This is a genomic window from Microcystis ichthyoblabe FBCC-A1114, assembly GCF_050500245.1.
In the GTDB taxonomy this organism is placed as follows: Bacteria; Cyanobacteriota; Cyanobacteriia; order Cyanobacteriales; family Microcystaceae; genus Microcystis; species Microcystis ichthyoblabe_A.
In genome coordinates, this window is record NZ_CP191408.1 from 2276983 (window position 1) to 2300475 (window position 23493).

Annotated in this window: 21 protein-coding genes, 1 other RNA gene and 2 pseudogenes; 10 read left to right on the top strand and 14 right to left on the bottom strand. The window is 42.5% G+C overall.

Annotated features, from left to right (window positions below; translation table 11 throughout):
- The first annotated feature begins 37 nt into the window (after positions 1 to 37).
- Positions 38 to 1585 (top strand): hypothetical protein, encoded by a 1548-nt coding sequence (locus tag ACQY1Y_RS11015; RefSeq protein ID WP_430014567.1) that lies wholly within the window; start codon positions 38 to 40, stop codon positions 1583 to 1585.
- 267 nt (positions 1586 to 1852) lie between these two features.
- Here the strand turns inward: ACQY1Y_RS11015 and ACQY1Y_RS11020 are convergent, their stop codons facing one another.
- The 4 genes from ACQY1Y_RS11020 to ACQY1Y_RS11035 all read right to left on the bottom strand — a co-directional run bounded on the left by ACQY1Y_RS11020 (position 1853) and on the right by ACQY1Y_RS11035 (position 5158).
- The gene (locus ACQY1Y_RS11020) at positions 1853 to 2017 is read right to left on the bottom strand and encodes a hypothetical protein (RefSeq protein ID WP_154663933.1); all 165 of its coding nucleotides are present in this window, start codon (positions 2015 to 2017) and stop codon (positions 1853 to 1855) included.
- A 115-nt stretch (positions 2018 to 2132) separates the two neighbouring features.
- Positions 2133 to 2510 carry a DUF5615 family PIN-like protein gene (locus ACQY1Y_RS11025; RefSeq protein WP_430014568.1) on the bottom strand — a complete coding sequence of 126 codons (378 nt, stop codon included), beginning with the start codon at positions 2508 to 2510 and terminating at the stop codon, positions 2133 to 2135.
- A gap of 5 nt (positions 2511 to 2515) precedes the next feature.
- On the bottom strand, positions 2516 to 2950 hold the full coding sequence (locus tag ACQY1Y_RS11030) for a hypothetical protein (RefSeq protein WP_002774994.1): 435 nt from the start codon (positions 2948 to 2950) through the stop codon (positions 2516 to 2518).
- Positions 2951 to 3433: 483 nt separating this feature from the next.
- On the bottom strand, positions 3434 to 5158 hold the full coding sequence (locus ACQY1Y_RS11035) for a diflavin flavoprotein (protein WP_430014569.1): 1725 nt from the start codon (positions 5156 to 5158) through the stop codon (positions 3434 to 3436).
- A 308-nt stretch (positions 5159 to 5466) separates the two neighbouring features.
- Between ACQY1Y_RS11035 and ACQY1Y_RS11040 the strand changes: the two are divergent.
- Positions 5467 to 6060 (top strand): annotated as a pseudogene (locus ACQY1Y_RS11040) (transposase family protein); the annotation flags it as partial.
- Between the two features lie 326 nt (positions 6061 to 6386).
- Here ACQY1Y_RS11040 and ACQY1Y_RS11045 read toward each other — a convergent pair.
- Positions 6387 to 7433 (bottom strand): annotated as a pseudogene (locus ACQY1Y_RS11045) (glucokinase).
- Positions 7434 to 7721: 288 nt separating this feature from the next.
- On the opposite strand from ACQY1Y_RS11045, the gene ACQY1Y_RS11050 reads away from it, so the two are divergent.
- Entirely contained in the window at positions 7722 to 8363 is a 642-nt protein-coding gene (locus ACQY1Y_RS11050; RefSeq protein ID WP_002734433.1) for a bacterial microcompartment protein, read from the top strand.
- Between the two features lie 386 nt (positions 8364 to 8749).
- Here ACQY1Y_RS11050 and ACQY1Y_RS11055 read toward each other — a convergent pair whose 3' ends face one another.
- The 3 genes from ACQY1Y_RS11055 to ssrS all read right to left on the bottom strand — a co-directional run bounded on the left by ACQY1Y_RS11055 (position 8750) and on the right by ssrS (position 10823).
- Positions 8750 to 9004 carry a hypothetical protein gene (locus ACQY1Y_RS11055; RefSeq protein WP_002731866.1) on the bottom strand — a complete coding sequence of 85 codons (255 nt, stop codon included), beginning with the start codon at positions 9002 to 9004 and terminating at the stop codon, positions 8750 to 8752.
- A gap of 52 nt (positions 9005 to 9056) precedes the next feature.
- Positions 9057 to 10436 (bottom strand): NAD(P)/FAD-dependent oxidoreductase, encoded by a 1380-nt coding sequence (locus ACQY1Y_RS11060; RefSeq protein WP_430014570.1) that lies wholly within the window; start codon positions 10434 to 10436, stop codon positions 9057 to 9059.
- 199 nt (positions 10437 to 10635) lie between these two features.
- Positions 10636 to 10823, bottom strand: a non-coding RNA gene (ssrS, locus tag ACQY1Y_RS11065) — 6S RNA.
- Positions 10824 to 11051: 228 nt separating this feature from the next.
- Between ssrS and ACQY1Y_RS11070 the strand changes: the two genes are divergently transcribed.
- From ACQY1Y_RS11070 to ACQY1Y_RS11080, 3 genes are all read left to right on the top strand, one after another.
- Positions 11052 to 12341 carry a M16 family metallopeptidase gene (locus tag ACQY1Y_RS11070; RefSeq protein ID WP_430014571.1) on the top strand — a complete coding sequence of 430 codons (1290 nt, stop codon included), beginning with the start codon at positions 11052 to 11054 and terminating at the stop codon, positions 12339 to 12341.
- A gap of 192 nt (positions 12342 to 12533) precedes the next feature.
- On the top strand, positions 12534 to 13394 hold the full coding sequence (locus ACQY1Y_RS11075; protein WP_430014572.1) for a fructosamine kinase family protein: 861 nt from the start codon (positions 12534 to 12536) through the stop codon (positions 13392 to 13394).
- A gap of 35 nt (positions 13395 to 13429) precedes the next feature.
- On the top strand, positions 13430 to 14020 hold the full coding sequence (locus ACQY1Y_RS11080; RefSeq protein WP_430014573.1) for a Uma2 family endonuclease: 591 nt from the start codon (positions 13430 to 13432) through the stop codon (positions 14018 to 14020).
- Here the strand turns inward: ACQY1Y_RS11080 and murG are convergent.
- Complete coding sequence (gene murG, locus ACQY1Y_RS11085; protein WP_069474070.1) at positions 14002 to 15075, bottom strand: undecaprenyldiphospho-muramoylpentapeptide beta-N-acetylglucosaminyltransferase; 1074 nt, start codon at positions 15073 to 15075, stop codon at positions 14002 to 14004. The two genes, ACQY1Y_RS11080 and murG, sit on opposite strands and share 19 nt — an antisense overlap.
- An 81-nt stretch (positions 15076 to 15156) precedes the next feature.
- Here murG and ACQY1Y_RS11090 point away from each other — a divergent pair, with 81 nt between their 5' ends.
- Entirely contained in the window at positions 15157 to 15963 is an 807-nt protein-coding gene (locus ACQY1Y_RS11090) for a nuclear transport factor 2 family protein (RefSeq protein WP_430014574.1), read from the top strand.
- 47 nt (positions 15964 to 16010) lie between these two features.
- On the opposite strand, the gene ACQY1Y_RS11095 is transcribed toward ACQY1Y_RS11090, so the two are convergent.
- Together ACQY1Y_RS11095 and ACQY1Y_RS11100 are read right to left on the bottom strand one after the other, a co-directional pair.
- Positions 16011 to 16862: a cytochrome c biogenesis CcdA family protein gene (locus tag ACQY1Y_RS11095; RefSeq protein ID WP_130758043.1), complete on the bottom strand. Its 852-nt coding sequence runs from the start codon at positions 16860 to 16862 to the stop codon at positions 16011 to 16013.
- A gap of 87 nt (positions 16863 to 16949) precedes the next feature.
- A complete protein-coding gene (locus tag ACQY1Y_RS11100; RefSeq protein ID WP_430014575.1) occupies positions 16950 to 17531 on the bottom strand; it encodes a TlpA family protein disulfide reductase in 582 nt (193 codons plus the stop codon).
- 363 nt (positions 17532 to 17894) lie between these two features.
- Between ACQY1Y_RS11100 and ACQY1Y_RS11105 the strand changes: the two genes are divergently transcribed.
- Genes ACQY1Y_RS11105 through ACQY1Y_RS11115 form a run of 3 tightly spaced genes read left to right on the top strand, consistent with a single transcriptional unit; the run spans position 17895 to position 20671 of the window.
- Complete coding sequence (locus ACQY1Y_RS11105; protein ID WP_002753673.1) at positions 17895 to 18506, top strand: hypothetical protein; 612 nt, start codon at positions 17895 to 17897, stop codon at positions 18504 to 18506.
- Between the two features lie 33 nt (positions 18507 to 18539).
- A complete protein-coding gene (locus ACQY1Y_RS11110) occupies positions 18540 to 19994 on the top strand; it encodes a sensor histidine kinase (protein WP_430014576.1) in 1455 nt (484 codons plus the stop codon).
- Positions 19991 to 20671, top strand: a complete 681-nt coding sequence (locus ACQY1Y_RS11115) for a response regulator transcription factor (protein ID WP_002731739.1) — start codon at positions 19991 to 19993, stop codon at positions 20669 to 20671. Before ACQY1Y_RS11110 ends, ACQY1Y_RS11115 begins: the two co-directional genes overlap by 4 nt.
- Before the next feature lie 83 nt (positions 20672 to 20754).
- On the opposite strand, the gene ACQY1Y_RS11120 is transcribed toward ACQY1Y_RS11115, so the two are convergent.
- The 3 genes from ACQY1Y_RS11120 to psb32 all read right to left on the bottom strand — a co-directional run bounded on the left by ACQY1Y_RS11120 (position 20755) and on the right by psb32 (position 23450).
- Entirely contained in the window at positions 20755 to 21567 is an 813-nt protein-coding gene (locus ACQY1Y_RS11120; protein ID WP_002753669.1) for a transglutaminase-like domain-containing protein, read from the bottom strand.
- 367 nt (positions 21568 to 21934) lie between these two features.
- A complete protein-coding gene (locus ACQY1Y_RS11125; protein ID WP_042790289.1) occupies positions 21935 to 22534 on the bottom strand; it encodes a hypothetical protein in 600 nt (199 codons plus the stop codon).
- 232 nt (positions 22535 to 22766) lie between these two features.
- Positions 22767 to 23450 (bottom strand): photosystem II repair protein Psb32, encoded by a 684-nt coding sequence (psb32, locus tag ACQY1Y_RS11130; RefSeq protein WP_002734975.1) that lies wholly within the window; start codon positions 23448 to 23450, stop codon positions 22767 to 22769.
- Positions 23451 to 23493 lie beyond the last annotated feature (43 nt).

Sequence of the window (23493 nt, forward strand, 5' to 3'; positions counted from 1 at the left end):
CCATTTATTCAGCAAACCCTATTTATCGGGTAAAACCATGACTACTTGGATTATCACAACGGGAAACAGCGATATTCAATTAAATACCGATGCCAATTGGATGAGAGGGCAGAAATTCTTTACCACGGCTAGAGAGAAAGAACCTCTCTGTCATTGCCAAGGAACGGGTCAAGATTTTATCGAGCCAAAAAAAGAAAAAAATACTAACTTTTTTCCCGTTGCCGCTAGAGTTTTGGGATTAGTTTATAAAGATCATGAACATTGTTATTCAGATTTAGTATTCCCTTTGCTTGATGTTTTAATTCAAGCATTTCAAGATCAAGAATTTCCCGATCGAGTTTATATCATCCTAACCGATCAAGAAAAGCTTTTTAAAACATCGGACATCAAAAATTCTCCCTGTCCTTTCTGGCAAGATACCTGTACCTTAAAACCGCTTTTTGAATGGTACTTCCAGACCAAACTTAAGCTAAAACCGGATTTTATCACTTTACAGCCTTCTGATAAGGATAAGGATAAGGATAAGGGGCTAGATCACTGGGATCAAGTGTTAACTCTTGTCACCGAAGAGTTAACAAAAATACAGCAAGACGATGTTTTTTACATCAGTCATCAAGCTAGTACCCCCGCTATTTCCTCGGCTGTTCAATTTTTCAGTATTGGTTACTTCTCTAACGTCAATTTCTTGATACTTAATCGATATTATGAAGAAAATGAGATTAAAACAAGCCCCGAAATTATTCCGAGTTCTAGCTATTGGAAACAATTACAAATACAGAAGGCTAAAAAATTAATCACAGATGGTTTTCCGGGATCGGCATTGGCATTATTAAAAGAGGTAGGATACGATAACTCAGAAAAAATTAAGGAGCTAGAAAGCTACATAGATCTTTTTAATATGAAAACCATAGATACTGGCGATGAATTCGAGCCGACACAAGCGATCAAGAGAGTTCGTAAAACCTTAGATTTAATCGAATATTTCTTGAAACAAGAAAATTATCTTCAAGCAATTATTCTATTATCTGCCGCTCAAGAAACGTTTTTAAAAGCTTCTATTTCACTCTATTTACAAAAACATATACCAGGAGGTTTTAAAGAATGGAACGAGAAAGGATTATCACTTAACTTAAAAGAAACAAAAATCCAGGAAGTGATTAAGCAACTTCAATTATCTAACCAGAGAAATTATAAATTTCAGAGTCCTCATGAACTTTTTCCTTTACTCAAAGAATTTACGAAAATTGGAGATGATAATGATTGGGAATTATTAATTTGGTCATCCAAAAGAGACAGAGAGCATGAATTCGATCGCCGTAACCAACTAATGCACAATTTACGGGGAGTAAAAAAAGAAGAAGTGATTCTTTATCTCACCGATCCCGAGGAATTAAGAAAGTATCTTGAAGACAAGGTTAGCTATTGCAATTCTCAAAGGATTAATCTAGATCAAAGCGTAAATGAGGTTTATAGAAACGAGATTAAAGGTGAATTTATTTCTGCATTGAAAACCCTATGTGGATGGACGGAAAATGATTATATCCCTTTAGAGCATCATCTCGAAAAATTAGCCAAATCCCTATAAAAAATACGTTCCCCTAGTTTTTAGTTAAACTAGGGGATATTGATTACTTAGGGCTTGCTGAATAAATGTGAAATATAGACGAGGTAAGGTTTTTAGGGTTCTATTTTGCTCTCACAGGTGCAAGATTTTGAGAGAATCGTCGTTCAAAACCTTGCGTCTTCATCGGCCCGCGTCCTGTAGGGGCGAAGCATTCGGACAATAACCTATCGGTGAAACCGTAGATTTTCTATCCGAATGCTTCGCCCGTACTTTTTCAGCAGACCCTACTTATTTTTCATCTTTTGGCTTTCTGTTGTTGATGCAGATTTCGATCGATCCCCAGACCAGAACATTTACCGCAGGTGCGATCGCATCGTGCGGTGCAACTACCGAGACTACATTACAGACAACTAACGCGGAAACCTTAATGGCGGCGATTTTGGTGATTTTCATTACTACGTCTCCATGCGTAGACAAAAATCAGGTCTTTTCGCGATGGATAATTGTAGTCATTTCTGCCACACCTTTGACTAATATAACACATCAGATCGCAATCTGTCCAAAAGAATTAGACTTTTGGCTTCAAATAAACAAGTCGGTTAGTCCAATCCTGCTTTCCTTGCAGTTCCCACAAGGCTAAAAGCGAACGGATCAAAAGACCGAAATTGCTAGGGGGAATAGACTCATAATCGATAAAAATAACGCCGCTATGACTTTTCCAAGCTTCTCCCCATTCCCACAAAAGCGAGGGAATACTGTTCTGGTCGTAGGTTACTAGAGTTAATCGGGCTTCAGCCGCCGCTTTTAAGACGATTTCATCCGAATAGCCCAAATATCTACCTTTTTGCCAAGTTATTAGGGGAAAAATCGAGATTTCTGGACGTTTATAACTAATTTGTTCGGCAACCGTCGGAGAAATATGTTCATCCAATAAAAAAGATAGCATTTTAGCTATTCCCCGCTCAAATCAGCAGAAACCGTCATTGTTTCCAATTGCGGTAAGAGCCGCTTTATCGTCGTTTCATTCATCGCTTGAGCATCGGAAATCGCAGTTTGGACTTCGGACCGATAGGCTTCGGCATAGAGCAGGGCAGAGCGTACCCATTCCAGGGGTCGATGAAAATGTGCCGCCGTTTTTTCTTCATCTAGTCCGTAGCTTTGAGCGATTTGAATTACTTCCCACAGAGCCAAACTGGAGTTTTTTAGGTAGGGCTGCCGCCCCAAAGGAGAATGGCGAAATTCAATATAGGGGAACTCGCTTTCTCGGAGGGATTCCTCGATTAAAATCGCGCCGGTTTCGCTAGGGGTTTTTCCTAATCGGCGGGCTAACCTTTTCAGTCTTTCTGCTGTGTGGTCGGGCAGTCTGGTGCTAACAACTTGGGACATCAATTTTTTTAACTTTTAATTACACTGTAAACAGTGTAACTCAACTCATTCTGCCAATGCCATTAAAGAATTGACCGTTCACCGAAAAATTAGGACTAATACTAAATCCGTTGAGTACAGGCTAGTTATGAGGAGAGGCAAAAGGCAAAAGGGGGAATAAATAATCAGTTTTTAATAACCAGATTTAGTATAAGGTAGTGGCGCGGAGAAAAACCTTTTCTTTGAGTATTACCATAAGATAAATTTATATTGTTGTGACAATCTATAAGCATCTGAGGGGGTAAGACAATCGCTAAAATCCTTATTCTCTCGTTGACCCCCTCGGATGCCCTTGTACTTCTTTTGTCTATTGCCTATCCTGATATGTAGCCTATAATCAACGGATTTAGTATGACCAACTGGTTGAGAGGTTAAACCATCTCAAAAGCTGAGAGCAAACATCTTGATCTGTATTTTCTCAACCAGTCAAATCAAGCAAAAATCCTAATAATAATTACCGACTTTGCGATGGTGAACAGCCGTTAAACTATCAGGTTTAGAAACGCGACCATCGGTGACTTTATTGTAAACAATCCAGTGGTCAGCACATTCCATGCGACTAGCGACCTCACATTCTAAATAAGCGAGAGCATCGGCTAAAATTGGGGAACCATTATTAGCGGTGTGAGTATTGACTCCTGCAAAACGATCTTCCCCAGGTCCGAAACGTTTTAAAAAGTGTTTCATCAGGGTTTGATAATTGCCTTCTTCCAGAATATTTAAAATGAATTGATCCCCCACTTGCAGTAAAGACTCGATCGCCCGATCTTTGGCCACAGCAACGGTAAAACCGGGAGGATCAAAACTTGCTTGCGTCACCCAAGAAGCGACCATTGCACCGCTTCTGTCTCCTTTCTTGGTGGTAATAATATATAAACCTCCGCTAATCCGTCCGATGGCTTTATCAAGGTCAGTATCGAGGGATTTTCTTTGTTTAACTTTTACCTCTTGGGTTAATAGTTGTCCCATATCTGTCCCCGCTTCTTCACAGCGTTGATAGAGACTCTCGTTAGGAGTTTCTGCGCTACGAATGGGATCAAAAGCTTTGGTTAAACCAACTTCACGAAACTTATTAAATAGAGGTAAAATTGATTCATCATCATCCCCTTTAGATTCAAACATTCCGAGGTATTGTTTGGGGTTAACCGAGGCGAGAATTGTGCCTAGATTTCCCGTAATTTCTTGGGCATTAATACCAGAAACGGGGGGAGTACCGATGACGATTCCCACCGCAGAAGAAGCTAATTCTTTTACCTCTTGGGGATCGGCGGATTTCAGGTCTAGAGTTTCTACAGCTAAACCAGTTTTAGTAATACCTTTAGCAATGGATTGACAGAGGCGATCACTATAACCATAATCGGAAATATAGAAAACAGCGACGGTTTTTTCTGCCTTAGTTTGTGCTTGACTCCAATCACGATAACGGGTCAATAATTCAGTAACATTATGTTTTAATACTGGTCCGTGACCATTAGCCACGAGATTAATATTACCTAGGGGTTCCATCCGTTTCATCGCCGCTAGTACGGAACGAGCATTAGGAGCCATTAAACATTCATAATAGAAGCGATAATCTGGTTCAATAGCACTTAATTGCTCATCGTAAAGATCATCGGAACAGTAGTGCATTCCAAAAGCATCACAGGTAAATAAAATTCCCGAACCGTGATCGTAGGTAAAGATAGTATCGGGCCAGTGTAAATTAGGAGCGTTAACAAATTCGAGAATGTGACCATTGCCTAGGTCTAACTGATCGCCATTTTTGACCAGTTGACGTTGAAAGGGATGATGAACTAAATTCTCTAAAAACTGAATTGCTACCTTCGACCCAACGACGGTAATATTGGGAGCGAGTTGTAGCAGATCTTTGACTAAACCACTGTGATCAGGTTCAGTATGACTGATAATTAAATAATCGATTTCTTGGGGGTTAATTAATCCGTTGAGACTATCAAAATATAGTTGACGGAATTTTTCGTGAGAGGTATCCACAAGGGCGATTTTTTCCCCACGAATCAGATAGGAGTTATAAGTCGTACCGTTTTGTAATCCGAATTCAATATCGAAGCGATCGCGATCCCAATCGAGGGAACGAATAGCGGTGATGTCTGCGGTGAGATCGGCCACCTGCACAGTGAGACGTTTTGTTTTGACTGGTGTAGCAACCATCGAACTCCTCCTTATTGTTAAGTTTTTTATACTTTGTCTCTATTGTGCCACGAGGAAATAAGGTATGGAGATTTATTTTCCGATAATTACTGATAACAGCTATCTTAATGGTCAGGGAGGAGTCGATCGTCGATTTGAGCAGAAACGCTCTCTAGGTATCTGTAGGAGGAAATGGGTGTTATACATTCCAGTCAAGGTGAACTACTTCCTATGTCACGGGGGATTGCCTCAAAACCGACTTACACCCAGTTTTTGGTCTTACATCCCCGACCTAGGCAGTATCTCCAGTTCCTATTTGGTATAAAGTTAGGATTGTAAATAAGACGGAAAAAATGCTTTTACAATCGGGAAACTTCCGTTTAAAAGGAAAAAAAGCTCTACTAAATCAAGCAGAGATACCGGTCATAACGGTAATGGATGTAACGGAAACTCCCAGGGAACTCCCCAAAAAGAAACAGAAAATTTTTTTTGGTGGTAAAAGAGGTTATCATACTTTAAAATCTCAATTAGTAGCTGATAAAAATACCGAGGAAATTATCTGTGTCTGTTGTGGGAAAGCTAGAGGTCACGATTTTAGTTTATTTTAAAAAAGTCGAGTTCGGTTTCATCCTTTAACTCCCAGCAGAGAAGACAATGATTATCAGGGAATAGATGCATACCATAGTAATAGTTATACACTGAAAAAGAAACCGAAAAATAGAAAATTAACAGAGTTATAAAAGGAGTATAACAATGCTTTAGCCAAAGAAAGGATTATCATTTAACCTATAAATAGGAAACTCAAAATCTTGAAAATATTATCGCGTAAATATCGGAATTGTCGTCGAAGATATAGTTTAAAAGTTAACTTTTTGACGACTATTTATAACTATGAGTTAGGAATAGTTATAGCAACTTCTTAAAAGTTGCCAAACATTAATCCAGTCAAGGATAATTTATTCTCAATAATAAAAATTGAGATGGTTTCTGCAGCTTAAATAAAGAGGTTTTGATAACCAAATTAAAGCATATATAAAGAGTTTTGAGTTAAAAGTAAAACTTCAGGTTTTCATTCAGAAAAAATGCACTAATTGGCTAATTTTCCCAAAAAATTAGTTAGCCTACCATCATAACATATAATTAATTTGCAAGAGTTCTAATGCACAGCAAAGGAAAGGATTAAGCCTCCATCACTACTACCGAATCACCACCTGAAAATAATCCCTAGCTACCCCCAGTAAACCATCGCTCATAGCTGACTAGCACAGTAAACCGCCCCCATCAGTCCCACTTGGGCATTAAGGACGATATGAACGGGAATATTGCTTAATAGCTCCCTCATCCGACCTTTAGCCCGAAAAGCCTTCATAAAGCGACCCTCCGTCATTAGGGGAAGATTTTTGGCCGCAATCCCTCCCGCGATGTATAATCCTCCGTAGGGAAGCAACTTCAGGGCTAAATTGCCCGCTTCCGCACCGTAGGCCTCGACAAAGATTTTCATGGTTTGATAACAGAGATGATCCGAGTTATCTTGGGCAAAACTGGCAATTTTAGCCGCTAAATCGACGGTTTTTTGCGGTTTATCCATTTCTGCTAACCAAGTGCGGTAAATTTCCGCCATGGCCGGTGATGACTGACTATAGTTACTATCGTGGAGAAATCGATAGATAGAAGTGATTCCAGGACCAGAAACCACTCGCTCCACCGAAATTCGCTCGATATTATAGAGTTCCAAGAGATAATTTAATAGTTGATATTCTAAACTCGATCGAGGGGCAAAATCGGCGTGGGATCCCTCAGTAGCAAAGACCCGATATTTACCCTTCGAGATAGGAATCAAAAAACCCTCTCCTAACCCCGTTCCCGCACCGATAACCGCAATCGGGGCCTCTGGTACTGCTGGGGCCGACTGTAGATTGTGCAGCTCCTCTGGGGCTAATCCTAACACCCCATAACCGATCGCCGCAAAATCATTAATTAATTTTACTCGCTCAATCTGCAGCTCACGGCTTAGGCGATCGCCAGTTAGAGACCAACTTAAATTAGTCAATTCGGAACTATTGTTAACCACCGGACCTGCAATACCGAAACAAGCTTTTGCCACTGGGGGAATAGTAGCCTGTCGGGCCAAAAACTGCCAGACGATCGGCACCAGATCGGGGTATTGTTCACTAGGATAAATTTCTTGATCGAGAGTAGTTAGCAGGGGTTGGGGACTATCCGATGAGTTTTAGCAATCCACTAAACGCAGGATTGTTTTAGTTCCCCCGATATCTCCCCCTAAAAGAATCGTCATGCTGGTTTTTCCCTTAGTTTGTACCCATAATTATAGTTTTTTACCCTTTCTATCAGGCAAATTTAAAGGCCACCAATTCTATACTATAGTGAAAGATGGTAATGCCTAAGCCCTAATTAAGGATTGATTAATCGTCGCTCCGGGGTTTGCATGGGGATTGGCTAGAGGACAGAAACAGGACTGAAAGACATTTTAGGTCTAACTGTAGCCTCAAGGCGATCGATAGGGCGGCAAAACCTATCACTGTCCCCATAACTTTTAAGATAGACCAGAGAGGGAGAAATTAGCTTGGGTGTAGAACTTCGCAGTTACGTTTATCTTGACAATTTACAGCTTCAACACGCCGCTTACATCGGTACAGTCGCCCAAGGATTTTTACCCTTACCCGGGGATGCTTCCCTCTGGATTGAAATTTCCCCCGGCATCGAGATTAATCGCATCACCGATATTGCCCTCAAATCCGCCGTGGTTCGTCCGGGGGTTCTATTCGTAGAACGACTCTATGGACTCTTAGAACTCCATTCTAGCAGTCAGGGAGAGGTCAGGGCGGCCGGTCAGGCAATTTTGCAGTATTTAGGCGTTAGTCAGCGCGATTGTCTGAAACCGCAAATTGTCTCTAGCCAAATTATTCGCAACATTGACGCTTACCAAGCCCAATTAATTAACCGTAGTTCTCGGGGTATGATGTTAATGGCGGGACAGACTTTATACGTTCTAGAAGTGCAACCGGCCGCCTACGCTTCCCTGGCCGCTAATCAGGCCGAAAAAGCCGCTTTAATTAATATCCTACACGTTACTTCCGTGGGCAGTTTTGGCCGCTTATATTTAGGTGGAGAAGAACGAGATATTATGGCTGGTTCCAGGGCGGCAGTTTCAGCTTTAGAAAATATTCAAGGTCGAGCTTTTCCGGGTAGCGACAAAAAAGAATAAGCTAATAAAGGCCGGAGGCAAAAGGCAAGAGGTGTTTAGATATGTATAATTAGGGCTTGCTGAATAAATGTGAAATGTAGGCAACGTAAGAGTTTTATGGCTTTTCTCGCGAAACAGGTGCAAGATTTTGAGAGAATCGTCGTTAAAAACCTTGCGTCTTCATCAGCCCGAGTCCTGTAGGGGCGAAGCATTCGGGCAATAACCTATCGGTGAAATCGTAGATTTTCTATCCGAATGCTTCGCCCGTACTTTTTGCCGCAAGCCCTAATTAATTGTGTCTAGCTACTTACTAAATCCCGTTTAAAAGGTATAGGATAGTGGGGAGTGGGAAGAAGGGAAAGAAAGTTTGAGCATTTGTACTAAATAGCTAAAAAAGGAATTTCGCCCTATTGGGGAGATTCAAAAATTAGTTCGCCATTATTCATTTTTTCAACGACTAAATGGCGATAGAGTGTCACTTGCCGGAGGATTTGGTCGGGATTATTTTTCTTATTAGAAAACATGATTGTTTTAATCGATTCAAATTCTATTCTTGTGATCACACCATCTTTGATCGCTCGTTCAATTGTAACTCGTAAATATTCTAATTCTTGGCTTTCCTCTGGGGTAATTTCTAGACTGTTAGGATGTTCTATTTTCATGATCGATTGTTTTTACCGGCTAACTGATAACTAGATAATCACGGCTATTTTTTCACACTTTCACAATCGGTGGAGAGAGAGTTTCCTTCTGGTTAGAAACGGCAAGATTATTATTATTTTGGCCGTTATTTTGCGGCAATTGTCCCGAGGCTAAATTCTGCCCCTCTCCCGTAATCAAACGAGCGCCACGACCGCGGGTAAAATAATTCCAACCCCATTGCACCATCACCACTAATTTATTATCAAATTCGATCAGATAGTAAATATGAGCCCAAACCCAGACTAACCAAGCGATAAACCCGGAAAACTTGACAAATCCCAAATCAACCACGGCCGCATTTTGGCCGATAACTGCCAGACTACCTCGATCGATATAATGAAAAGGTTGAATAGTTTGCCCTTTTAGGCGAGAAATTAATAAATTCGCCAGATATTCGCCCTCCTGCATGGCCACGGGGGCAATTCCGGGTAAAGGTTTATCTCCCTGATGGGCAAAATTAGCCAGATCCCCGATCACAAAAATATTGCCATAACCGGCGATACTTAAATCGGGTTCGACGATTACCCGGCCGACGCGATCAAGATTTACCCCGGTTCTTTCGGCCAAAATTCGCCCCATTCTCGATGCTTTTACTCCTGCTGCCCATAAAATTGTTTCGGCCGCGATTTCTGTCGTCTTTTCTCCCTGACGGACGCTGACACAACCTTCAACAATATTGGTAACGATGCTGTTAGTTTGCACTGTCACCCCTAATTTTGTGAGAGAAGCGGCAGCTTTAGCGGATAAATCGGGTGAATATGGGGGTAATACTCGATCCATCCCTTCTAAAAGCAAAATTTTCGCTTCTGTGGGGTTAATCTGGTGAAAATCAGACCTAAGCGCACCGTGGGCAATTTCTGCGATCGCTCCTGCTAATTCTACCCCCGTCGGTCCACCACCGACAATAACAAAAGTTAATAAAGCTTGCCGCTTTTCGGCATCGATTTCTTTCTCGGCCTTCTCGAAAGCAAGATAGATGCGACGACGCATTTCTACTGCATCTTCAATGGTTTTTAACCCTGGAGCGTAGGGCTGCCATTGATCATTGCCAAAATAGTGATGACTGACTCCCGTGGCAATAACTAATTGATCGTAGGCGATCGGTGGGTGATCTTCCAAGATCACTTCTCCCTTGACTGGATCTATATCTATGGCATGATCGAGGAGAATATCTGTATTGTCATGACCCCGTAGGATTAAGCGCAAAGGTGAGGAGATATCGGCCGGAGACAGCGCCCCAGTAGCGACTTGATAGAGGAGGGGCTGAAAAAGATGGAAATTTCGCTTATCGATGAGGATAACATGAACGGGGGCGTTTTTTAGGGCTTTGGCCGTGTATAAACCCGCAAATCCGCCGCCGATGATAACAACTCTTGGCTGTTTTTCAGTCATTGCTTAACAATAATTCATAAATTTCTCCCTAGTGTAGTCCGGATTGTCACAATTTAGCGGTGACAAGCGTTACCGAAAACAGCAGTCTTTAACCTAGAAAAAAATATAGATACTGGCTTTTTTGACCAACCAAGAGGGCAAAACTAAGGAAGTACAGGAAATCTCCCCATAATTTGGCCTATATATGCTCGAAAAACTTGAAAAGACCGCTACGCCGTTTTACCTAAGTTTATGACCTGGGTTAACCAGGTGGGAACTTATATTCCGCGTTTCTGTTTCCGAGTACAAGCTCGGTTTACTACCACACGGATTGGTTATTTGCTCCCTTATCACAATCAAGCATAGATCAAAAAACTTGAAAGGCAGTCACCAACGTAGAAGCCCGATTTGGTTTTATCATAGCATTTTTTTTTCTCAGAGGCAAGAGGGGCGATTCAGTTATCAGTGATCAGTTATCAGTTATCAGTGATCAGATTTGAGTTTTCAGTTTACTGTTTACCGACCACAGCCAAAAAGCCTGCCAACACCTGATCTTGTTTGCTCTGTGAAAGTCTGGGACTACAATAGAGAAAAGGGACAATTTTTGCCAGAGTGATCACCGAGGACTAATAAAGAATGACGGCTATCCTAGGGAAACCTGCCACGCTTAACACTCCGATTCTGCACCGTCTTGCCAATGGTTTAACGATTATTGCCGAAAGTCAACCGGTAGAAGCGGTTAATCTCAATGTTTGGCTGCAGGTCGGCTCGGCCTTAGAATCGGATCAGATCAATGGGATGGCTCATTTTCTTGAACACATGGTTTTTAAGGGAACCCCTAACTTAGACAGTGGTGAATTTGAACGGGCGATCGAATCGAGGGGAGCAGTGACTAATGCCGCTACTAGCCAGGAATACACCCATTATTACATTACCACTGCCCCGCAGGACTTCGCCCATCTGGCTCCGCTGCAGCTAGAAGTGGTTTTAGACGCTTTAATCCCTGATGAAGCTTTTGAACGGGAAAGACAGGTTATTTTAGAAGAAATTCGTCGTTCTCAGGATAATCCCCGTCGTCGCACTTTTTATCGCACCATGGAGACTTGTTTTCAAGTTTTACCCTATCGTCGTCCGGTGTTGGGTCCGATGGCAGTGATTGAAAATCTCACTGCTCAACAAATGCGCGATTTTCATCGGACTTGGTATCGTCCCGAATGGATGACGGTGGCGGTGGTGGGTAATTTGCCTGTAGATGATTTAATGGCTATTGTGAGCGATTCTCTAGATACTTTAGGCAGTAAGGGCAATTCTGGGCTTATTTCCCATCCTATCGCTAATCTACAGCCCGAAGCTCCCTTTAACGAGATTATCCGTCAAGAATACGAGGATGAAAATTTGCAGCAGGCCCGCTTAATCCTATTTTGGAAAGTGCCGGGGTTGAGAGACTTAGAAAAAACCTATCCTCTCGATGTTTTAGCGGCTATTCTGGGTCAGGGCAAGGTATCGCGATTATTTCAATCTCTGCGCCAAGAAAAGGGCTTAGTTTCCCAAATAACTGCCAGTAATATGTCCCAAGCAGTGCAAGGGGTGTTTTCCGTGTCGGCCCAATTAGCCTCGGAAAATATCGAGCAAGTGGAGAGAGAGATCATAGCACAGATTGGACAAATTCAACAGGAAGCTGTGACAGTTGCTGAACTGGCACGAGTTAAAACCCAAGTGGCCAATCGGTTTATTTTTAGCAATGAAAGACCGAGCGATCGAGCCAACCTTTACGGTTATTATCATACTCAGATCGGTGATTTACAACCAGCTTTTTGTTATCCCCAACACATTGAAGCCCTCACTTTAGAGGATATTCAAAATGCCTGTCAAGAGTATTTAAATCCTAACGCTTACGGTGTGGTGGTGGTGAGACCAATTCAGTAATCAGTAATCAGTGAACAGTAATCAGTGAACAGTAATCAGTGAACAGTAATCAGTAAACAGTGAACAGGGATAAAGATGAAAATAAATAAATAAATAACTAAATAACTTAAAACTTACATCTGATAACTTACATCTGATAACTGATAACTTAAAACTTACAACTGATAACTGATAACTGATAACTGATAAACCATGTGGACTCAAATTGCTCGACATATTACCCAAACCACGGAAAAACCCTTTGAAATCGAGAAAAGTCGTCCCGTTAGTGGAGGCTGTATCAATCAGGGTTATGCCGTTAGTGGCAATGGTTTAATTTATTTCGTTAAGATTAACCAAGCGAACCAAGAGGCCATGTTTGCAGCCGAAGCTTTAGGATTAAAGCAAATTCACGCCACCAAGACTATCAGGGTTCCAGAGCCAATTTGTTGGGGAATTGCCGATAAATCTAGTTATTTAGTGCTAGAGTGGCTAGAATTCGGCGGTGGCGATAGTCAAAGCTGGGAAAAAATGGGGCGAAATTTAGCTCATTTACATCAAGTTTCTTTATCCGATCGCTTTGGTTGGCATTGTAATAATACCATTGGTTCTACTCCCCAGATTAATACCATTAGTAACAATTGGGCGGATTTTTTCGCTCATCAGCGTATTGGCTATCAATTAAGACTTGCAAAGGAGCGCGGCGGCAATTTTCCCGACGAGGATCAAGTTATTCCCGCTATTAGCGAGATGTTGAGTCAGCATCAACCCCATCCCTCCCTCGTCCACGGTGATTTGTGGTCGGGAAATGCGGCAATTACCGTCGATGGGGAACCAGTAATTTTAGACCCTGCCACCTATTGGGGAGACCGGGAGGTAGATTTAGCCATGACGGAACTTTTTGGCGGTTTTCCGGCGGCTTTTTATCGGGGTTATAACGATGTTTTCCCCCTCGATGCTGGTTATCAAAAGCGCAAAACTCTTTACAATCTCTACCATATTCTCAACCACTTTAATTTATTTGGTGGTGGTTACGCTTCCCAGGCCAATCGGATGTTACAGGAAATTCTTTAAGGGTTTTACTTGTGAATATTTACCGAGGATAAATTATGTCTATTCGAGAAAATACTGTGATTAAAACTCCAGAGACAAAAGTATGGACTGATGCAGAGTTTATGGCGTTACCTGACGATGGCAATTGTTACGAATTAGTCAAGGGAGAGTTAATTAATCTGGGCAATTCTGGGGCTTTACACGGTTATATTGCCATTATTTTAAGTGCTGCTTTATTCGCTTTAGTAACATCTCGAAAACTAGGGGTATTATTGGACTCCAGCACTGCTTTTACTATGAAAAATGGCAATAAACGCTCTCCTGATATAGCTTTTTTTGCTAAGGAACGTCTGCAAGGATTGGAAGAATTGCCGACGGGTTTTTTAGAAGGTGGTCCCGATTTAGTGGTAGAAATTCTCTCTCCAGGGAATACAGTGGCAGAAATCGAGGACAAAATTGCTGAATATTTTGCCAATGGGACTCGTTTGCTCTGGGTTATCAGTCCAGGTCAACACTATGTCTTAGTTTATCGTTCTGGGTACGAACCGCAGGGATTATTAACATCAGGAGATTTTTTGGAGGGGGAAGATGTGGTTCCGGGGTTCACTTTTCCCGTGGCCGATTTGTTTCAAAAACTATCTTTTTGACTCTTTCTTCTCAACAAATCGGCTAATAAATCGGCACTATCACTAATAGCTAGATGAGAAGCTTGTTGAGCCATGGCGGCCAATTTTTCGGGATTAGACCATAAATCGAGGACTAATTCGCCTAAAAACTGAGCAGTTAACTCATTTTGACGATAAAGATAAGCGGCTTGAGCTTCGGCGAAAACTTTGGCATTGTAGAACTGATGGTCTTCGGCAGCAAAAGGATAGGGAATTAAAATCGAAGGCGTACAAGTGATCGCTAATTCTGTTAAAGTGCCGGCACCGGAGCGACTGATAGCCAGATTAGCTCTTTGCCATAATCCCGCCATATTGTCGTAAAAAGGCCGGGAAAAATAGTTAGAATGGCGCAAACTATCCGCTTCGGGGTCGTTTTCTCCCGTGAGATGCACGATATAAATGCCTTTTTCTAACCATTGGGGAGCGCTTTGCCGGACAATTTGATTAAGAGCCACGGCCCCTTGAGAACCACCGGCAACGACAATTAAAAAAGCATCCTCTGGAATCGGTAAATCTAGGGACTGGGGAATGAGAAACTGCTCCCGTACAGGCGTACTAACCCAAGTAGTGCGAGTGCCGGGTAAATAGCTGGCGGTTCCCTGAAAACCGAGGGCAACCGTATCGCACCAGCGACCGAGAACTTTCGTGACTTTGCCCGGTATGTAGTTAGATTCGTGTAGGATGACGGGAATATTGGCTAAACGAGCCGCTAAAATGGTCGGTCCTGCAATATAACCCCCGGTGGTAAAAACTGCCGCTATCTGACGTTTTTTGATTAAATTACGCACTTGCCAAATGGCCCGCAGTTGACCGAACAGAATCTTGAGAGTTTTTAACCCGAAACGGGTTTGAAACCCCTCAATCGGGATGCTGTGCAGGGGATAGGTTTTTGGAACTAAGGACTGTTCCAGACGGTCTGGAACTCCTAACCATTCAATCTCGTAATCCGGCAAACGCTCGGCCAGGGCCAAAGCGGGAAATAAATGACCACCAGTACCACTAGCGGCAATCAGGAGACGGGTTGGAGTGCGTGCCATAATTCGAGAGAGGGTAAATTCAGCCCTAGAATGAAATAATCTACCATAGTTATTGATCGATCCTTACACAAACTATCACTAATGCGTAACTTGAACACGATTCCCAATAAATTTTTTCGTCAATCCCTCAATTTTTCCCTATCGTTGCTGTTAGGTTTGGGGTTAACTTTGACCCTTGCCACCGGTCTGCGGGCCGAAAAGCCAGAAACTGCTCCGGCTAATTTAAAAACCCTTATCTCCAAAATCGAAACGGCCGCTAATGAGCGGGATCTCAAGCAATTGATGGAGTTTTATAGTCCGAAATTTACTAATTCCGATGGTTTGACCTACGAAAAAACTCAAAAAGCTTTAACTCATTTTTGGGAACGTTATAACAATCTACAATACACCACAACCCTCGAATCTTGGAGTCGTTCCGGGGACAAGTTAACGGCCAATACAATTACTAAAATTACTGGGACGGGAAAGGTGCAGGGACGAGTGGTGGGAATGAATGCCACGATTCGTTCTCGTCAACAATTTCAGGGTAATAAACTGGTTTATCAGGAGATTTTAAGCGAGAGAGTTGAGTTAAATACTGGCAAAAATCCCCCCAGTATTCAAGTGAAAATTCCCGAAAGGGTGAAAGTGGGTGAAGAATTTGATTTTGATGTGATTGTTCGCGAACCTTTAGGGGATGATTTATTGGCTGGAGCGGCGATCGATGAGAAAGTAGATATTGAGCGCTATATTAATACAAATCCCCTAGAATTGGAATTATTACAGTCCGGCGGTTTATTTAAGCGGGTAAAAGCGCCGGCAACACCAGAAAATCGTTGGTTATCGGCGATTTTAATTCAAGGAGATGGGATTGTTGTCGTTACTCAACGGGTTAAGGTAGAAAAATAAATTTTATCTGGCGGCTTTTTTGGCATTCCCCCTCTAGAGTTACCATCTTAGCTGCCCATAAACCACTGAGTACCAGTAACTAAATAATAGGCTCCCGTCACCATCAGTGCCACGCTACCTAAACGGATAATCGTCTCGGAATGTTGCAATAAATTCCGGCTTTGTTTGGCTAGACCAGTAAATAAACTGGCCAAGAAAATGAGAATCGTATAACCAAGAGCATAACTAACCATGGTCAGGGTGCCGAGGACTTGAGAACCAGTAGCGGCAGCGGCGGCCAAAACAGCAAAGAGGACAGGACTAGCACAGGGAGAGCTAACAAGAGCAAAAGTTAATCCGACTCCGTAGGGGCCTGCTTGGGGGAGATTTAAGTTCATTTGCGGTAAAGGTAGCTTAATTACTCCCAATAACCACAGACCCATGACCGCCATAATCAAACCGACAACAATATTAATATAACCTCGGTACTCCACCATTACCGTCCCGGCAAAGGAAGAAACTAAACCAAAAAGACTTAAAATTGTCACCGCTCCTAGGACAAATAAACCTGCTTTGCTGAAGGCATCCCAACGAGATTCTATTTTCAGGGTGCCGATATAGCTGAGGTTAACGGGCAATAGTGCCAGAATACAGGGAGATATGCTGGCAATTACGCCACCCAAAAAAGCTAGGGGCAGTAAAACTAGAGGATTGTTTGTATCTTGTCGATCTAACCATTGCTGATAGCTATTTTCGATGATCGAGATTGCTCTTTCCAGAGGATGGCCGATAATTGGTCCGATAGTAAGGACTAAAATAAGAGCTAGAAGCCCTAAAACCAGATAAAATAATAATTTTTTCGATATTTTCGCTTTTTTGTCGGGTTTCAACCCTTCGACTGACTCCGATATTCGTCGCATAAAATTCTCCTGAAATGATCCAAAAAATAAAATTGCCCTGGGAGTACTTGGCGATCGCTGGTACTCCCCAAGCTGGGCAATCTTCGACTATTTTTTATTAATAGCCGAGTTCAGTACGGAGGAATAGGCGGATTTATCGGCATTATTCCGGTATTGTGCCAAAATATTGCCCGTAGCGGGATCAATAATCGCAATCATGCCAGTTTGGGACTTATTCGCCTCAAAAAAACGACCTAGACCCAATTCTTGGGCTTTGCGGGCCGATTGGGCCGCTTTCGAGCGATCGCTGACATCTAAGACGATAAAATTAGCTTTACCCGCGTAATCTTTTTTAAGTTGGGAAAGAGTGGGTGCAACATTTTTACAGGCAGGACACCAACTAGCATAGATATCGACAACCACTGGTTTTCCTTGCAATTGTCGCGCTAAGGGACCGCCCACATTACCATGTTTAGCAGCGCAGGGATTTTTCGAGGCACAGGGATCAGTGCCAGCGCAGGGATTTTTCGAGGCACAGGGATTAGCTTGGGCAATACTAAAAGTACCTTTACTGACCACTGAATCAGAATTAGTCAAGGTTTTCGCCGATGTTCCGGCCACCAGGGAAACCGTAACCGCTAAACTACTAAGACAAAGACCGAGCCATAATAACGCTGATGGTTTACGCATGAGTTAAATTTTCCAATTAAGATTAGAGATTTTTTGGTAAGTCAAGGGTATTACCCCGGAAGAATCCAGCTTGCCACCGGAGGAAACCAGTGTAGCTGACAGTTAAGATTAAATTCTAGAAACCTGAGTCTCAGATGAAGACCAGATAGATAATAGATAAAAAATCTGACTTTAACTGGCAATTGCCCTCATCCATCCAGGAGAATCGTCCTTCCATCTTTTCAGCAAAAATTCATCTACCGATCACGAAGGGATCATCTTTTCCCGAAATCTTGCTGATAAAATCAAGAAGAAACCCGTTAATTGCGGCTAAAAGACAACTTTTCGCCCTAATATGCTAATTTAAACCATTATTTCGCAACTATGACAGGAAACGACTGGTTGGTGGATAATCATGGGCAATGCTCGGCCTACGAAATAACCCCCACAAACTCCGAATTATCCCATCCCTACTGGCTCTATCGCTTTTTATCCGATCTCGAAGATACCTTAACCCAGATTAGCGATGATCGCTCACGATTAGAAGCAATTCGGATTCTAGTTCGCCAACTCTTAAACAATTCACCCTGGTTAGATATTCTTAGTCTAGAACCCAATCCCGAAACCGGTTGGGAGGTATTAACCCTCTACGATGAGCCATTTTTTCCCCTGACAGTACAACTGGTCGCTTGGTCTGTGGGTAGCACTTCCCCGATTCATAATCATGGTTGTTGGGGGGTAGTAGCTTTGTTAAAGGGACAGGAAAAAAACAGCTTCTGGCAACGTTCCCCCACCCCCGAATTACCGGATCAGATCAGAAAAGTCGGCGATCGCCTACTCGTCCCGGGTGATATTCTCTGCTTAATGCCAGCTGCTATTCACCATGTAGAAGCGATCGGAGATGAGCCAACCCTGAGCTTTAACCTGTACGGTGAAACTAACTATAGTCAGCGTTTCCAGTTCGATCTCGGACAAGGTACGGCGAAAAATTTTTAAATCTCCCTATTTTTGATCACTAACCATACACCCATGAAGCTACCTCGCCTTGTCGGCATTTTTGGGCAATTTTTGCCCAGTAAACCTGTTTCTACTAGCTCGCTTCAGTTTCGCTTAACCTTAGAACTATTGACCATCTCGATTATCGGACTTGGTAGCGTAGCCATTTGGGCCGGTTGGCAAATGGAGCAGAATTTAGTCGCTGCCCATAAACAAACTCTAGAATATATCGCCAAGCGTTTTCCTGAGCAGTTGGAAATGTACGCTCAGATGGGATCCCTGACTACGGGATTAGAAAAAACCATTGAGCGAGTCTCCACTGCGGGGTTAGTCATCTGGGTTAAAAACTCCGATGGACAACTGTTGGGACAGTCTCCTGGAGTCGATGGCAATGTCACCGAGATGCGTGCGGCGGCATCCCTAACCAGAGTACCCGATGCACCCCAAATTATTCACTTTGATGGACGCGATATTGTTTTATGTGGCACTCCTGTGGCTATCAAGGGTCAACTGTCGGGGAAATTGTATCTATCCCAAGATATCACGGCCGATCACCAGAAATATCAGGCGGGGTTATGGGGCTTATTTTGGCTGAGTATTCTCGTCCTATTGAGCTTAATTGTCTTAATTTCCCAACGGATCCGTCAGGCTATGTTGCCGCTGACCCGCATGAGTCAAATTGCTAGTGCCGTTTCTGCCGATGATTTAAATGGGGCGAAATTGCAACTCGAACAAGCGCCAGATGAAATTTTAGGACTAGCTACCGCTTTTAATCAGATGTTGTGGCGATTATCGGGAGCTTGGGAACAGCAACGTCAGTTTGTCGGCAATGTTTCCCATGAACTGCGTACCCCTCTAACAGTCGTGATCGGTTATTTACAAAGTCTCCAGCGACGCAGCACTAATTTAAATCCCTACCAACAGCAAGCTCTGGAAACAGCAACGTCAGAAACCGAGAGAATTATCCGGATGTTACAAGATTTGCTCGATCTCGCCCGTGCCGATAGCGGTCATCTCCATTTTCGCTCCCATCCTATTATTCTCAATACTTTGCTGACAGAAGTGGCGGCGATGAGTCAAAAAGTTAGCGATCGCAAGATGACTTTATTATTAACCAATGAAGATGTGGTAATTTGTGGCGACCAAGATCGATTACAGCAAGTTTTAATCAATTTGCTCGATAATGCGATCAAGTATTCTACCCCCGAGCAACCGGTCGATCTGATCTTAGAAAAGCAGGCTAATTCGGCTCTTATCCATGTACGCGATCGGGGAATCGGTATCTCTCTCTCCCATCAAAATCGCATTTTTGAACGGTTTTATCGGGTTGATGAGTCGATGACTCGCTCGCGAGACGGTACGGGTTTGGGTTTAGCGATCGCTAAAAGTCTAATTGAAGGAATGGAGGGTCGCATCACTCTCCGCTCTCAACCCGGTCAAGGCAGTACCTTTACTATCATTCTACCTCTCTGGCAACCGCAGTTATGAACGACCATATTCTTCTCGTGGAAGATGATCCCAAGCTCGCCGAATTTATCGCGACAGAACTTCATTTGGAAGGCTATCAAGTTACTATTGCTTCTAATGGCATGGATGGACTGAAAATCGCTAGGGATTCTTCACCAGATTTGTTAATTTTAGATTGGATGCTGCCGGTTATTTCTGGATTAGATTTATGTTTACGACTGCGAAAAACCGGGATGGAAGCACCGATTATTATTTTAACAGCTAAAGATGAAATCCCCGATCGAGTGACGGGCTTAAATGCCGGAGCCGATGATTATGTTACTAAACCTTTTAGCATGGAAGAACTCTTAGCTCGGGTGAAAGCTCGTTTACGTCGCACCCATGCCCAAGATTTAAATATATTTACTTTTGAAGATTTGACCTTGAATTGTCTTGCTCGGGAAGTGTATCGAGATAGTCAATTGATTGAATTAACGGCTAAAGAGTTTGACTTATTAGAGTTTATCTTACGTCATCCCCGGCAGGTACTCACTCGCGAGCAAATTCTCGAAACCGTTTGGGGTTACGATTTTATGGGCGATTCTAATATTATTGAAGTGTATATTCGTGCCTTACGGGTTAAGTTGGAGTCTGCTAATCCTAAACGTTTGATCCAGACAGTGCGAGGAGTAGGCTACGTTTTAAGAGATTATGCTTAATTGTGATTTATCAGAGGAACCGAGGGAGGAATTATTTAGCCCCGATTTGATCAAAAAGGCTGTAATAAATACTCTGATTAAACCTAGAGATGGGAAACATCGCTCGTCCATACCTTAAATTTTGTTAAATTTACTTGACCAAAAGAAGTTGTTAGGGCAGCATCGACGGCATCTAAGCCGCGAGTCATTAAAATTCGCCCGATTCTGGGGGTGTTATGACGAGCATCGAAAGTGTACCATTGATGGTCTAAATAGACTTCAAACCAAGCACTAAAATCCATCGGTAGAGGTTGGGGAGAAATACCGATATCTCCGAGATAGCCAGAGGCATAACGAGCAGGAATATTTAGGCAACGGCAAAAAGTCAAAGCTAGATGGTTAAAATCGCGACAAACCCCCTTTCTTTCCCGATAGACATCATAGGCGGTTTTTGTCACCCGTGCGTATTCGTAACCAAAACGAATGTGACTATGAACCCAATCACAAACCGCTTGTACCCTTGCCCAACCGGGAGGAGTTTGTCCGAAAAGTTCCCAGGCAATTTCCGAAAGCAAATCCACTTCACAATAACGGCTACTCATTAGGTAGGGAAAAACTTGGGTTGGTAACTCTGTTAAGGGAATTTCTTGGGCATTCCCATTAACTATATCGGGTTTCCATTCATTCTCGATAACTGCTTCATTGTGAATGCGAATCTGGCCAGCAGGTAAAATTAGACGACTGGTTCGATTACCGAAGCTATCTAAAAATTCTTCTATTTTTGTTGCTGGTTGCACCTGCAACTTCTCCGATTGTCTAACTTGATCTAAAATTGAGGGGTGTAGATAAAGTTTTAACAACATGACTAGGGGTAAAGGGGCATCAAAGCCAAATTCATAACCAACATGGATTAACATTAGTCCTCCTATCTAGATGAAATTTTGTCAGGATTGGTAGAGATGAAACGCCAATAATCGCCAGACTGAAAAAATTTAGGCCCGACCACTTAGTTAAAAGTTTGGCTCTCCCAGGTTTGGTGGGTAAAATGTATTCTAAGATACATTCCTCCTAGCGAGGGGGTGGAACGAACCACAAAGGACACAAAGATCGATCGATCATATAGTGAGTTAAACTTATCACACAGAACCTAGAAGAGCCAAAGTTTGAGGATAAAGTAATAGCCAAGCAGAAAACCGATAAGCTTTGTACAGAGTTACTTTTATTATAAACCGCCTCAACTAAAAGCTTTGTAACTTTGAAGACAAGCCATCGGCAGGATTAGAGCTATCGAAAAGAGTCTGGGGTGGATGGTTCCTCTAATGGACGGATTTCAATGGGGATGTAGGCTAGTTTAGCAAAAATCTTTTGTTGATAACTGACGGGCCACCATTCGTAAAGAAAAATTTCTAAAGGTCGCCAGAGGGCCACCCAACCACTAATTAATAATCCTTCTTCTAAGAAGTGAATAAATGTATCGGTGCCAAAACGACCAATTAATTCGCTGAGACTCAAACAAACAAAAAGAAAGGAGAGACCAATTAGCAAAGATATGCGTCCCTGTCGCCAAATTGTGCGTAATTTTCTTTGTTCTCCCTGTTGGCGATAGTCAAAATAATTATGTAAAGCTGAGGGTAACAGATTTCGGGCGTTATTCTGTTCTTGACTGGGGAGATAAAAGACTAATTTAAGGGGGGTATTGAGGGGAAATTCATCCACAGAGTTAATAATATAATTTTCGGCGTTATCGTCTAAATCTCTATCTAAAAATGGCGAAGGATCCAAAGAATTAAAGACTTGCTGTAACTGATTAAGTTTAATTTCAATTAAGTAAGCTCCTTCCTCCTGTCGATAATAGGATTGTAATTTATTTACCATTTTAGGCATTATTTATTAATGTTAAGCAAATGGGGTGAACTGACACAACTAAAATCTACTAAGTAGGTAGGCACAATTATTTGTAGGGCGTTGGGTTTCATGCTTCAACCCAACCTACGTTCATCTTATATTTAATTCCACCCACCCACTTAGAAGTTACTTCATCTTGCTCATACAGGCTAAGGATTGAGCTATCTCTGAGAGTATTTTAGCTGTATCAGTCCCAGATCATTAATTTAATTTAGCGACCAAAACCAGCGTACCAAAAATAGGTAACCATGGGGATTACTGTGGCTAAAACCAGTAAAACTATCACCCAAATTGTGGCATTTTTATCGTCAGTTTCTTCTGCGGTAGTAAAGGTACTTTCGATATTAATTGTCGCTACTTCCGGCGGTCCGGGATCCGCTTCTCCAGAAAGTACCGCCGTTAGACGACGACTAGCATCGAGTAAAGCTTGATTATATTTTCCCCCATCTTTGAGGGGAACTGCCATAGTTTCCGAGAGGATACTATCAGCAATAGCATCGGTTAATAGGGGTTTTGCTTCCTCCCCAACCCGAATAGCAGTTTTATTGGTTAAAGTATCAAGGACGATGATAGTTTGATTGGCACGATCTTCGGAGTTAGGATACCATTCTCTCAGGATATCATCGGCTAAATTGTCAATTTTTTGACCGTAATCCAAGCGTCGGACTACCACCATTCTTACTTCTTGTCCGGTTTTTTCGGCGAGGTTTTTCAGATCTTTATTTAATTTTCCTTCGTTAGCGGCACTAATGGCCGAAACGGGATCGACCACATAAGTGGGCGCTCCAGAGCTTAAAATGGGGAGGTCATAGACTCCCATGGCAGCAGCCGGTGACAGAGAAACACCCAAGACTACACAGCAGGAGAGAAGGAGAGAAGCTAATAATTTGAGCATATTGATTCGGTAAAATTCCTATAGAACATAATAGGGGAAAAGT

Coding starts and splice junctions, on each gene's coding strand:
- ACQY1Y_RS11015 (WP_430014567.1), top strand. CDS start 38: ATGACTACTTGGATTATCACAACGGGAAACAGCGATATTCAATTAAAT.
- ACQY1Y_RS11020 (WP_154663933.1), bottom strand. CDS start 2,017: ATGAAAATCACCAAAATCGCCGCCATTAAGGTTTCCGCGTTAGTTGTC.
- ACQY1Y_RS11025 (WP_430014568.1), bottom strand. CDS start 2,510: ATGCTATCTTTTTTATTGGATGAACATATTTCTCCGACGGTTGCCGAA.
- ACQY1Y_RS11030 (WP_002774994.1), bottom strand. CDS start 2,950: ATGTCCCAAGTTGTTAGCACCAGACTGCCCGACCACACAGCAGAAAGA.
- ACQY1Y_RS11035 (WP_430014569.1), bottom strand. CDS start 5,158: ATGGTTGCTACACCAGTCAAAACAAAACGTCTCACTGTGCAGGTGGCC.
- ACQY1Y_RS11055 (WP_002731866.1), bottom strand. CDS start 9,004: ATGAAAATAGAACATCCTAACAGTCTAGAAATTACCCCAGAGGAAAGC.
- ACQY1Y_RS11060 (WP_430014570.1), bottom strand. CDS start 10,436: ATGACTGAAAAACAGCCAAGAGTTGTTATCATCGGCGGCGGATTTGCG.
- ACQY1Y_RS11070 (WP_430014571.1), top strand. CDS start 11,052: ATGACGGCTATCCTAGGGAAACCTGCCACGCTTAACACTCCGATTCTG.
- ACQY1Y_RS11075 (WP_430014572.1), top strand. CDS start 12,534: ATGTGGACTCAAATTGCTCGACATATTACCCAAACCACGGAAAAACCC.
- ACQY1Y_RS11080 (WP_430014573.1), top strand. CDS start 13,430: ATGTCTATTCGAGAAAATACTGTGATTAAAACTCCAGAGACAAAAGTA.
- murG (WP_069474070.1), bottom strand. CDS start 15,075: ATGGCACGCACTCCAACCCGTCTCCTGATTGCCGCTAGTGGTACTGGT.
- ACQY1Y_RS11090 (WP_430014574.1), top strand. CDS start 15,157: ATGCGTAACTTGAACACGATTCCCAATAAATTTTTTCGTCAATCCCTC.
- ACQY1Y_RS11095 (WP_130758043.1), bottom strand. CDS start 16,862: ATGCGACGAATATCGGAGTCAGTCGAAGGGTTGAAACCCGACAAAAAA.
- ACQY1Y_RS11100 (WP_430014575.1), bottom strand. CDS start 17,531: ATGCGTAAACCATCAGCGTTATTATGGCTCGGTCTTTGTCTTAGTAGT.
- ACQY1Y_RS11105 (WP_002753673.1), top strand. CDS start 17,895: ATGACAGGAAACGACTGGTTGGTGGATAATCATGGGCAATGCTCGGCC.
- ACQY1Y_RS11110 (WP_430014576.1), top strand. CDS start 18,540: ATGAAGCTACCTCGCCTTGTCGGCATTTTTGGGCAATTTTTGCCCAGT.
- ACQY1Y_RS11115 (WP_002731739.1), top strand. CDS start 19,991: ATGAACGACCATATTCTTCTCGTGGAAGATGATCCCAAGCTCGCCGAA.
- ACQY1Y_RS11120 (WP_002753669.1), bottom strand. CDS start 21,567: ATGTTAATCCATGTTGGTTATGAATTTGGCTTTGATGCCCCTTTACCC.
- ACQY1Y_RS11125 (WP_042790289.1), bottom strand. CDS start 22,534: ATGCCTAAAATGGTAAATAAATTACAATCCTATTATCGACAGGAGGAA.
- psb32 (WP_002734975.1), bottom strand. CDS start 23,450: ATGCTCAAATTATTAGCTTCTCTCCTTCTCTCCTGCTGTGTAGTCTTG.